Origin of the sequence: Frigoribacterium sp. CFBP 8754 (assembly GCF_014841815.1) — a bacterium.
Classification (GTDB): Bacteria; Actinomycetota; Actinomycetes; order Actinomycetales; family Microbacteriaceae; genus Frigoribacterium; species Frigoribacterium endophyticum.
The window spans coordinates 44,790-55,551 of record NZ_JACYUO010000002.1; the positions used below are offsets into that span (position 1 = coordinate 44,790).

The following is a 10,762-nucleotide window of genomic DNA, read 5'->3' on the forward strand; positions in this document are numbered from 1 at the left end:
GGGCGGGCGTGCAGGAGGCGCGACCGGCGTCGACGACGTCGCCGCGCCTCCCCGGGGCGGCCGGCCCTACGGCGCGACGCGACCGTTCTTGCCGAACGCCGCGTAGGTGAGGGGCATCAGCTCGGCCCAGAGGTCCTCCATCTTCTCCGCGCACATCTCGATCTCCCGCTGCGGGAACGACGGGAAGTGCGTGCCCTCGCGCTTGGTGCGCAGGCTGAGGAAGTTCATCAGCGAGCGGGCGTTCACCGTGACGTACATCGACGAGTAGATGTTGAGCGGCAGGACGATGCGGGCGACCTCGCGGGCGATGCCCTCGTCGAGCATGCGCTTGTAGGCGGCGTAGGCCTCCCGCGAGGTGCGCTCGGTCTCCGACCGCACGAGGGCCGACTGCTCGGGCGTGCCGGGCAGGAAGTCGTAGGCGCCGGGCTTGCCGACCTGCTGCAGGTTGCGCGTCTCGGCGGGCACGTAGAAGACCGGGTTGAGCTCGCGGTAGCGACCGCTCTCCTCGTTGTAGCTCGCCATGCGGTGCCGCATGAACTCGCGGAAGACGAAGATCGGCGCCTGGACGTAGAAGGTCATCGAGTTGTGCTCGAACGGCGAGCCGTGGCGGTCGCGCATCAGGTAGTTGATGAGGCCGGCGCCCTTGGTCGCCTGCTCGCCCTCGGCGGAGGCCTGCGCGCCCTCGAGGGTGAGCTCGCCCATCGTCGACACGCGCGCGGCGAACAGCACGTCGCTGTCGTGGGCGCTGGAGCGGACGAGCTCGACGGTCACGTCGGAGCGGAACTCGACGTCGTGCTCGACGGGGTGGTTCTCGGCGGACTGGATCACGGGGTCAACGGCAGCGGCATCAGACACGGCGACGACTCTACCTCCGCAGCCCCTCCCGCAGAGCGTCTCCCCGGGCGCCCTCCCGGCCGCCTCGCCCGTGCGCCTCGGGACGACCACCAGGAGGCACGCCTACGCTCTCGGGGAGCACCTCCCTCCCCGCTCCCCCGCACCGTGAAAGCCAGGGCCCCATGACCGACGCACCCCTCACCGTCCTCGTCTCCGGCGCCTCCGGCCTGGTCGGCACCGAGCTCACCCGGCAGCTGCGGGAGGCCGGCCACCGCGTGGTCGCGCTCGTCCGCGGCGAGGCCCGTGACGACGACCAGGTCACCTGGGTCCCCGCCGCCGGCATCGTCGACTACACCGTGCTCGACCGGGCCGACGCCGTCGTGAACCTGAGCGGCGCGAACCTCGGCCGCCTGCCCTGGACCCCGGGCTACAAGAAGGAGATCGTGGCGTCGCGCGTGTCGGCGACCCAGACCCTCGCGCGGGGCATGGCCCGGGCCGAGACGCCGCCGACGGTCTTCCTGAGCGGATCGGCCGTCGGGATCTACGGCGACCGCCCCGGGGAGCGCCTGACCGAGGAGAGCCCCCGCGGCACCGGCTTCCTCAGCGACGTCGTCGCCGAGTGGGAGGCCTCGACCGCCGAGGCGCCCTCGGGCACGCGCGTCGCCCACCTGCGCACCGGCGTGGTCGTGGGCCCCGGTGGCGCCCTGAAGCCCCTCCTCCCCCTGACCCGCCTCGGACTCGGCTCGCGCCTCGGCACCGGCGACCAGTTCTGGCCCTGGATCAGCCTGCACGACGAGGCCGCCGCGATCGTGCACCTGCTCACCTCGACCCTCGAGGGGCCCGTGAACCTCGCCGGCCCGACGCCGGCCACGAGCGACGAGCTGACCCGCCGGCTGGCCGGTGACCTCGGGAAGCCCTACGCCCTCACCGTGCCCGAGTTCGTCATCTCCGGCGCCATGCAGGAGGCGGGGCGCGAGATGCTGCTGCCGAGCCAGCAGGTCGTGCCCGCGAAGCTCCTCGCCGACGGCTTCGCCTTCCGTCACCGCACCGTCGACGAGGCCGTCGACGCCCTGGTCTCGACCCTCTGAGGGGGCGGGCGGTCAGCGCGAGGCGGCCGCCGCCTCCCCTCGGAGCTTGATCGACCAGCGCAGGGCCTTCCGGGCCCGCCGGCGGTCGCCGCACGCGTCGTAGGCCAGCCCGAGCCGGAACCAGGAGCGCCAGTCGTCGGGCGACTCCGCCGCCTCCGCCGCCCACCGCGGGAAGGCGGCGTCGGCGGCCTCGCGGTCGTACCGGCCGGAGGCGCGGCGCGGCACGTCGTCGACGGGGAGCTCTCCCGAGGCGGCCAGTTCACGGACCATCTGCTGGGTCCGGGCGCCGAAGCGGAGCTCGACGACGAGCGCCCAGGCGCCGAGCAGCGGCAGCACCACGAGGGCGGCGCCGAGGACGACCGCGATCGGCTCGCCCGTCCGGAGGAAGAGGTACGCGCGCTGCGCGACGAGCACGACGTAGAGCAGCAGCAGCAGCGCCATGACGAGCGCGGCGACGCGGCCCTTCATCAGTCGAGGGGCAGCACGCGGTCGAGGCCGACCACGACGCCGCTGACGGTGGGAGCCGCCTCGATCGCGACCAGGAGGCCCTTCTCGTACGCGCCCTGCGACAGCGTGTCGTGGGTCAGCGTCAGGGTCTCGCCCGCGCCTCCCAGGATCACCGACTGCTGGGCGACCACGCCGCGCATCCGCAGGCTGTGCACCGGCACGCTGGCGACCTGCTGGCCGCGGGCGCGCTGGTCGGAGAACGGGGCGGCCACGGGCCCGAGGTCTCGCCGCGCCTCCGCGATGAGCTCCGCGGTGCGGACGGCCGTGCCGGAGGGCGAGTCGACCTTGCCGTCGTGGTGCGACTCGACGATCTCGATCGAGTCGTAGAACCGGGCCGCCATGGTCGCGAACCGCGTGGCCAGCACCGACCCCAGGCTGAAGTTCGGCACGACGAGGACGCCGGGGCCCGCGACGTCGGCGACGATCGTCGACAGCTTCGCGATGCGCTCGGCGCTCCAGCCCGAGGTGCCGACGAGCACGGGGAGGCCGGCCCGCACGACGTGCTCGACGATGCCGGGGCTCACGGCGGGGTGCGTCACGTCGACCACGAGGTCGGCGCCGAGGACGCCGTCGAGGTCGTCGCGCGACGACAGGCCGGCGTGCAGCTCGAGGCCGTCGGTGCGCTCGACGAGGTCGACGATGAACGAGCCGAGCGTGCCCGTGGCCCCGACCACGGCGATGCGGGAAGTCATGGGGACCAACCTACCGGCCGGGGCTCCCGGGGCGACCTAGCATGGTGCCCATGAGCAGGTTCCGCCCCGTCGACGTCACGGCGCCCGTCGCCGCCGAGCTGCTGACCGCCTACTTCGCCGAGCGGGCCCGCACCTTCCCCGGCGGGCCGGCTGCCTACGTGACCACGCTCCCCGACCCGGCCGCGTTCACGCCGCCCGCCGGCGTCTTCGTCGTCGCCGAGGAGGACGCCGGCGCGGCGCCGGGCCCCGACGAGTCTGCGTCGCTCGGCTGCGGCGGCGTCCGCGCCGTGGCTCCGGGGCCCGGCGGCGAGGTGCGATTCGAGGTCAAGCACCTCTTCGTCTCCCCCGCCGGGCGGGGCCGGGGGCTCGGTCGGGCGCTCCTCGACGAGCTGGAGCGCCGGGCGCGCGACCTCGGTGCGGACGAGCTCGTGCTCGACACGAACGACAGCCTCGCGGCCGCCGACAGCCTCTACCGCTCGTCGGGCTACGAGCGGATCGAGCCCTACAACGCCAACCCGAACGCGACGGCCTGGTACCGGAAGGCACTGGGCCGCACGGCTCCCCCGAGCTAGATCGGCTGCTCCACCGGGAGGCCGGTGCGGAGCTCGACCGGCAGGTGCCCGAGGTCGTTGTGGGTGACGAGCTCCGGCGGCTTCGCCGAGCGGACGCGGATGATCGTCAGGCCGGCGTTGGCCTGGTTGACGCCCATCCAGCGCCAGTCCGGAGCCCCGAAGACCTCGCGGACGAACCACCCGATCACGAAGTTGTGCGTGATGAGGAGGTCGTGGCGGTCCTCGCGGGCCGGGGTCAGCCACTCGGAGACGGCGTCGGCCATCTGCGCCTGCCCCGCCTCGACCTCCTCGTCGGTCACCCCGCCGAAGAACGGCTTGTAGGCCGCGGGCATGTCGGGCGTCGGGCCGGACGGCACGCAGTCGAAGAGCAGCGTCGAGGGCTGCGACTCGAGGGCCGGCAGCCGCTCGGTCATGATGCGGGCGGTCTCGGCGGCCCGCTCGAGCGGGGAGTGCCACGCGGCGTCGAACGGGACGCCGCCGAGGCGCTCGGCGATGAGGCGCGCCTGGCGCTTGCCCCGCTCGGAGAGCGGGCCGTCGGGCAGCCCGTGCTCGGCGTCCTGCTGTTCGCCGTGCCGGACGAGGTAGAGGTAGTGGGACACCGTCGTCTCCTGGTTCATGGGGTGGTGGCTGCCGGGCCGGGCACGTCGGGCGCGCTCGGCACGGCGAGGTCGGCGGCGTCGAGGTCGCCGACGACGACCGTCGAGAGGGCTCCGCCGCGCAGGGCCCCGGCGAGCTCGCGGACGTCGTCGGTGGTGACGCGGGCGATGCGGTCGAGCGAGGCGTCGAGGTCGACGAACTCGCCGAGCGAGAGCTCTGCCCGGCCGAGCCGGTTCATGCGCGTGTCGCTGTCCTCCAGCGCGAGGGCGGCGGCGCCGCCCAGCTGGCCGAGCGCACGGCGGTGCTCGTCGTCGGTGATGCCGTCGTCGGCGAGGCGGTCGAGCTCGTCGAGCATCAGGCGCGACACCCGACCGGCGTTCGACGGCGTGCAGCCGGCGTAGAGGCCGAACACGCCGGCGTCGGAGTAGCTCGACGCGAACGAGTAGACCGAGTACGCGAGGCCGCGACGCTCACGGACCTCCTGGAAGAGGCGCGACGACATGCCCCCGCCCAGCACGGAGTTGAGGACGGCCAGCGAGGAGCGACGCTCGTCGGCCGCGGAGATGCCGGGCAGGCCGAGCAGGACGGTGGCCTGCTCGAGCGGGCGCCGCACGATCGTGACGGGCTCGGCCGGCGTGGGCACGACCGCGGCCGTCGACCGCCGGGCGACGGGCGACGCGGCCTCCGTCGACCAGTCGGACCGGTCGAGGGCGGCCGTGAGGCGCTCGACGAGGTGGTCGTGCTCGACGGCGCCGGCGACGGTGACGACGAGGTCGCGGGGCCGGTAGTTCTCGCGCCAGTGGCGGTGCACGTCGTCGCGCGACGCGGCGCGGATGCTCTCGGGGGTGCCGCCGATGGGGCGGCCCAGGGGGTGGTCGCCGAAGACCGACTCGAAGAGGCGCTCGCCCGCGACGTCGGCCGGGTCGTCGTCGGCCATCGCCAGCTCCTCGAGGATGACCCCGCGCTCGGTCTCGAACTCGACGGGGTCGAGCGAGGCCGACGTCAGCATGTCGGCCAGCACGTCGACGGCGTCGTCGAGGTCGACGTCGCGCACGCGGGCGTAGTAGCAGGTGTACTCCTTGGCGGTCGCGGCGTTGTGCTCGCCGCCGACCGACTCGAAGGCCACCGCGATGTCGAGGGCGGACCTCGTCGTCGTGCCCTTGAAGAGCAGGTGCTCGAGGAAGTGGGTCGAGCCCCGCTCGCCCTCCTGCTCGTCGCGCGAGCCCACCGCGACCCAGAAGCCCACCGTGGCGCTGCGCGCGCCCGGCATGCGCTCGCTGAGGATGCGCACCCCCGTCGGCAGGACGCTGCGGCGGACGAGGGCGTCGCCCGTCGCGACGAAGGAGAGCTCGACCGCGTCGAGGGGCAGGGAGACAGGACCGGTCATCAGAGCGAGCCTACGGGATGCCCTCCGGCGTCGTCACCCGAACTGGGGGACGTGGGTGTGGACAAACAGACGAGTCCGTCTGTCCTCATCGGTGCTACAGTGATCTCACCGACGGCGGCACCACCCCCCTGATCAGTCGTCGTCGGCGGCTGTGGACGTCCTGGAGGTCCCGAGCACGCGTTCCCCCGACGCGGCTCGAGCCACCGAGTCCCAAGGAGCCACGCTGTGACGGTCGATTCCCCCCAACCGGCCGTCCAGCGTCTCCCTGGGCGTCCCCGCGCCGACCAGACCACGCCCGGCGCCCGCGCCCGCGTGCTGACGACGGCCGACCGCCTCTTCTCCGACGAGGGGATCCGCGTCGTGGGCGTCGATCGCCTGATCGCCGAGTCGAGCGTCACCAAGGCCACGTTCTACAAGCACTTCGGCGCGAAGGACACCCTCGTGCTCGAGTACCTCGCCGGCCGCCACGACCGCGACGTCGAGGCCCTTGCCGCCCTCGTCGAGGAGCACCCCGACGGCGTCGAGCGCATCCGGGCCCTGCTGGAGTCGGTGGTCGCGCAGCTGCAGGCCCCCGGCTACCGGGGCTCCCCCTGGGCCAACGCCGCGTCCGAGTTCAGCGACCCGACCCACGCCGTCCGCGCCAGCATCGCCGAGCACCGCGAGTGGCAGACGGACGCCCTCGTCGACCTCTTCAAGGACGCCGCTCACCCGATGCCCGGCGACGCCGCGGACGACCTCCTGCTCGCCTGGGACGGCGCGCAGATCGGTGCCTACGCCGGCGACGCCATCGCGGCCGCGGCCTCCCTGCGCCGCACCGTCGAGCGCCTCCTCAGCGCCTGACCCCTGCCTCCCGGCTGCCGGCCTGCCGGCCTGCCGGCCTGAAGCCTCAGGCCGAGGCTCGGTCGAGCTCCAGCACCTGCGTGCGCGTGAGCCGGACCTGAGCCGCCTGGGCGAGCTCGGCGACCTGAGCCGCGCTCGTGGCGCTCGCCACGGGCGCCACCACGTTCGGCTTCGCGAGCAACCACGCCAGGGAGATCGCGGCCGGCGACACGTCGTGCACCGCTGCGACCCGGTCGAGCTCGGCGAGGACCCGCAGGCCCTTCTTCGTCAGGTGGCGCGAGACGTCCTTGCCGCGGCGGGTGCGCGAGACGTCGGCCCGCGTGCGGTACTTGCCGGTCAGGAACCCGCTCGCCAGCGCGAAGCGCGGCATGACGGCCAGCCCGAGCTGGGCGGCGACCTTCGAGAGGCCGCCCTCGTACTCCGTGCGGTTCATGAGGTTGTACTGGTTCTGCAGCGCCACCATCGGGGCCACCCCGAGCATGCCCGCGGCGATGCGCGCCTCGTACAGACGGTTGCCCGAGTGGTGGGCACCGCCGAACCACCGGACCTTGCCGGCCCGGATGAGGTGGTCGACGGCGAGCAGCGTGCGCTCGAACGCCACCTCGGTGTCGTCGACGTGCAGGTAGAGGAGGTCGACGTGGTCGGTGCCGAGCCGTTCGAGCGACGCCTCGACGGCCCGCTCGACCGCCCGCGGGGTGAGCCCGGGGTGGTCGGCGCTCTTGCCGATCTTCGTCGACAGCACGACGTCGTCGCGGGAGCGGCGGCGCTTCATCCACGAGCCGATCATGATCTCGCTGCGCCCGCCCGCGTACGAGTCCGCCGTGTCGACGAAGTTGCCGCCCAGGTCGTAGTACGCGTCGAGCACGGCCTCGGTCTCGGTCTGGTCGGCCGTCCAGCCGAAGACGTTGCCGCCGATCGCCATCGGGAAGACGCGCAGGTCGGACGTGCCGAGGCGACGTCGCGGCTGGATGACGCCGAGGTCGACGGGGACGGTCGCGTCCGTGACGGACGAGCGCCGCGGCGGGCGGACGGGGGCGGCACGGGGAGCCTCGGCACCGGTGGCGCGCGCCGTGGTCTCGCTCACTCGCGTCACCCCTCCGAGGCTGGTCTGGCGGCTCTCGTCGGGCACCGACGACAGGACCCCGCCGACCGTGGCGACCATCGGTCACGGCGAGCTGGATCGGGCCCTCACGTCGAGACTACGGGCCCGAGCGGTGCTCGGCACGCCGCCGCACCCGATCGTTACGAGAACATCCCTCAGATTCTCGGAGGGCGCCTCCTCAGGGCCTCAGGAGGCACGGCAGTACCGTCCGTCACACCTCCCGGGGGCCGTCCCGACGCCCTCGGAGAGGACGAAGCCCGCCCCCGACCGAGGTCGGGGGCGGGCCGTGTCTGACGGTCAGCGACTAGCCGAGGTCGACCGACGCGTCGTCGCTCTCGCCGGCGGCGCCGCTCGAGTCGGTGTCGGCCTCGTCGGCCACGACCGGGGCGAGCGACAGCTTGCCGCGGTCGTCGATCTTCGTGATCTCGACGAGGATCTTCTGGCCGACCCCGAGCACGTCCTCGACGTTCTCGACGCGCTTGCCGCCGGCCAGCTTGCGGACCTCGCTGATGTGCAGCAGGCCGTCCTTGCCGGGGAGGAGCGAGACGAAGGCGCCGAACGACGCGATCTTGACGACCGTGCCGAGGAACTGCTCGCCCACCTCGGGGTTGGTCGGGTTCGCGATGGCGTTGACCTGGGCGCGAGCGGCCTCGGCCGAGGGGCCGTCGACGGCGCCGATGTAGACGGTGCCGTCCTCCTCGATGGAGATGTCGGCGCCGGTCTCGTCCTGGATCGCGTTGATCGTCTTGCCCTTCGGGCCGATCAGCTCGCCGATCTTGTCCTGCGGGATCTGGACCGAGATCACGCGGGGCGCGGTCGGGGCCATCTCGTCGGGCGCGTCGATGGCCGAGGTGAGCACGCTGAGGATGGCGGTGCGCGCCTCCTTGGCCTGCTTCAGCGCGGCGTCCAGCACGGCGGTCGGCAGACCGTCGAGCTTCGTGTCGAGCTGGATGGCCGTGACGAACTCGCTCGTGCCGGCGACCTTGAAGTCCATGTCACCGAGGGCGTCCTCCGCACCGAGGATGTCGGTGAGAGCCGCGTAGCGGGTCTGGCCGTCGACCTCGTCGGAGACGAGGCCCATGGCGATGCCCGCGACGGGCGCGCGCAGCGGGACGCCGGCGTTGAGGAGCGACAGGGTCGAGGCGCAGACGGAGCCCATCGACGTCGAGCCGTTGGAGCCGAGGGCCTCGGACACCTGACGGATCGCGTAGGGGAACTCCTCGCGGCTGGGCAGCACCGGCACGAGGGCGCGCTCGGCGAGGAAGCCGTGCCCGATCTCGCGACGCTTCGGCGACCCGACGCGGCCGGTCTCACCGGTCGAGTAGGGCGGGAAGTTGTAGTGGTGCAGGTAGCGCTTCTTCGTGACCGGGCTCAGCGAGTCGATCTGCTGCTCCATCTTGAGCATGTTCAGCGTGGTGACGCCCAGGATCTGGGTCTCGCCGCGCTGGAAGATGGCGGAGCCGTGCACGCGCGGGATGACCTGGACCTCGGCGTCGAGCGGACGGATGTCGGCCAGGCCGCGGCCGTCCATGCGGACCTGCTCGGTGAGGATGCGGTCGCGGACGACCTTCTTGGTGGCCGTCTTGTAGGCGGCGGAGACCTGGCCGAGGGCGGACTCGGGCAGCGCGCCCGACTCGACCTTCGCCGCGACGGCGTCCTTGACCTTGCCCTTGAGCACGTCGTCGGCGTCCTGGCGCTCGATCTTGCCGGCGATCTTGTAGACCTCGGAGAGCTCGGAGCCGGCGGCCTCGGTGACCGCGGCGAGGACCTCGTCGGTGTAGGGCAGGAAGACCGGGTAGTCGGCGATCTCCTTGAAGGCCTGCGCGGCCATCGCGGACTGCGCGTCGACCAGCTGCTTCAGGAAGGGCTTGGCGGCCTCGAGGCCCTGGGCCACGACGGCCTCGTCGGGCTTGGTGGCGCCGCCCTGGATGAGGCCCCAGGCGTGCTCGGTGGCCTCGGCCTCGACCATCATGATCGCGACGTCCTCGTTGCCGGCGGCGTCGGTGACGACGCGGCCCGCGACGGTCAGGTCGAAGACGGCCTCGGCCAGCTGCGAGGCCTTGGGGAAGGCCACCCACTGGTCGCCGATGAGGGCGAGGCGGACACCGGCGATCGGGCCGGAGAAGGGCAGGCCCGAGATCTGGGTGGAGGCGCTGGCCGCGTTGATGGCCAGGGCGTCGTAGAACTCGTCGGGCGCGATGCTCAGGACGGTGATGACGACCTGGACCTCGTTGCGCAGGCCCTCGACGAAGGAGGGGCGCAGGGGCCGGTCGATGAGACGGCAGACGAGGATGGCCTCGGTGGAGGGGCGGCCCTCGCGACGGAAGAACGAGCCGGGGATCTTGCCCGCGGCGTACGAGCGCTCCTCGACGTCGATGGTGAGGGGGAAGAAGTCGAAGTTGTCCTTCGGCTTCTTGCTGGCGCTCGTGGCGGACAGCAGCATGGTGTCGTCGTCGAGGTAGGCGGCGACGGCTCCCTGGGCCTGCTGGGCGAGACGACCGGTCTCGAATCGGATGGTGCGCTTGCCGAACTTGCCGTTGTCGAGGACGGCTTCGCCGAACTTGATCTCTGGACCCTCCATGTGGGGGCTACTCCTCTTTGTTTTGCATCGACGCCCCGTGTGGGCATCGATGTGCATCCGGAGCGGACGGGGCGGCGGGCACGAAGGACGTGCACGGACGACGGCGCGGTGCGCCGGTCGCTCGTCTGGCCAACAGTGGGAACGGTCGGAGCCCCCTGCCCGACCGACGCTGACGAGCGCCGGGACCGGGGCGGGATCCGCCTGTCACCACCGGTGACCAGCAGCCGAGACCGGCCTGCTCCGTGCGCGATCCTAGCACCGGGGCCTCCGCGGGCCGGGAGGCGGGCGGGCTCCGCGGCTAAGGTCGACGCGTGACCCCGACCGCTCCCTCCCGCCGACCCGGCCGCGCCGCCCGCCGGGCGAGCCTCGTGGTCGCGACCACCGCCTCCCTCGCCCTCGTGCTGTCGACCCTGGCCGGGGCGGGCCCCGCGTCGGCGGCCGACGCCCCCAGCTGGGCCGACGTCGAGGCCGCACGGGGCGACGCCGCGGCGACCCAGGCGCAGGTCGTCGCCGTCACGGCGGCGCTCGACGGACTCGAGCGCACCGCCGCCGCACGGGGGGA

At 73.1% G+C, this 10,762-nt stretch carries 10 protein-coding genes and 1 pseudogene; 4 read left to right on the forward strand and 7 right to left on the reverse strand.

The genetic code is table 11. The annotated features are described in order from the left end of the window. Positions 1–66 precede the first annotated feature (66 nt). Complete coding sequence (gene thyX / locus IFT72_RS06670) at positions 67–825, reverse strand: FAD-dependent thymidylate synthase (protein ID WP_056058756.1); 759 nt, start codon at positions 823–825, stop codon at positions 67–69. Between the two features lie 191 nt (positions 826–1,016). Between thyX and IFT72_RS06675 the strand changes: the two genes are divergently transcribed. Next, on the forward strand, positions 1,017–1,922 hold the full coding sequence (locus IFT72_RS06675) for a TIGR01777 family oxidoreductase (protein WP_192045955.1): 906 nt from the start codon (positions 1,017–1,019) through the stop codon (positions 1,920–1,922). A gap of 12 nt (positions 1,923–1,934) precedes the next feature. Here the strand turns inward: IFT72_RS06675 and IFT72_RS06680 are convergent, their stop codons facing one another. Both IFT72_RS06680 and dapB read right to left on the reverse strand, forming a co-directional pair. After that, positions 1,935–2,390, reverse strand: coding sequence for a hypothetical protein (locus tag IFT72_RS06680; protein ID WP_192045956.1), 456 nt, complete (start codon positions 2,388–2,390; stop codon positions 1,935–1,937). Next, positions 2,390–3,121, reverse strand: coding sequence for a 4-hydroxy-tetrahydrodipicolinate reductase (dapB, locus tag IFT72_RS06685; RefSeq protein WP_056056240.1), 732 nt, complete (start codon positions 3,119–3,121; stop codon positions 2,390–2,392). Before dapB ends, IFT72_RS06680 begins: the two co-directional genes overlap by 1 nt. 50 nt (positions 3,122–3,171) lie before the next feature. On the opposite strand from dapB, the gene IFT72_RS06690 reads away from it, so the two are divergent. Continuing rightward, positions 3,172–3,693, forward strand: coding sequence for a GNAT family N-acetyltransferase (locus IFT72_RS06690; protein ID WP_192045957.1), 522 nt, complete (start codon positions 3,172–3,174; stop codon positions 3,691–3,693). Here IFT72_RS06690 and IFT72_RS06695 read toward each other — a convergent pair. Together IFT72_RS06695 and IFT72_RS06700 are read right to left on the reverse strand one after the other, a co-directional pair. Then, positions 3,690–4,292 (reverse strand): histidine phosphatase family protein, encoded by a 603-nt coding sequence (locus IFT72_RS06695; protein WP_056058759.1) that lies wholly within the window; start codon positions 4,290–4,292, stop codon positions 3,690–3,692. The genes IFT72_RS06690 and IFT72_RS06695 overlap by 4 nt on opposite strands. Positions 4,293–4,306: 14 nt before the next feature. Then, entirely contained in the window at positions 4,307–5,677 is a 1,371-nt protein-coding gene (locus IFT72_RS06700; protein ID WP_056056244.1) for a pitrilysin family protein, read from the reverse strand. 225 nt (positions 5,678–5,902) lie between these two features. On the opposite strand from IFT72_RS06700, the gene IFT72_RS06705 reads away from it, so the two are divergent. Further along, the gene (locus IFT72_RS06705) at positions 5,903–6,517 is read left to right on the forward strand and encodes a TetR/AcrR family transcriptional regulator (protein WP_185232978.1); all 615 of its coding nucleotides are present in this window, start codon (positions 5,903–5,905) and stop codon (positions 6,515–6,517) included. A gap of 46 nt (positions 6,518–6,563) precedes the next feature. Here the strand turns inward: IFT72_RS06705 and IFT72_RS06710 are convergent, their stop codons facing one another. Both IFT72_RS06710 and IFT72_RS06715 read right to left on the reverse strand, forming a co-directional pair. Further along, a complete protein-coding gene (locus IFT72_RS06710; protein ID WP_371741205.1) occupies positions 6,564–7,601 on the reverse strand; it encodes an aldo/keto reductase in 1,038 nt (345 codons plus the stop codon). Positions 7,602–7,923: 322 nt separating this feature from the next. Then, complete coding sequence (locus IFT72_RS06715) at positions 7,924–10,200, reverse strand: polyribonucleotide nucleotidyltransferase (protein WP_056056250.1); 2,277 nt, start codon at positions 10,198–10,200, stop codon at positions 7,924–7,926. A 311-nt stretch (positions 10,201–10,511) separates the two neighbouring features. Between IFT72_RS06715 and IFT72_RS06720 the strand changes: the two are divergent. Further along, positions 10,512–10,762 (forward strand): annotated as a pseudogene (locus tag IFT72_RS06720) (hypothetical protein); the annotation flags it as partial.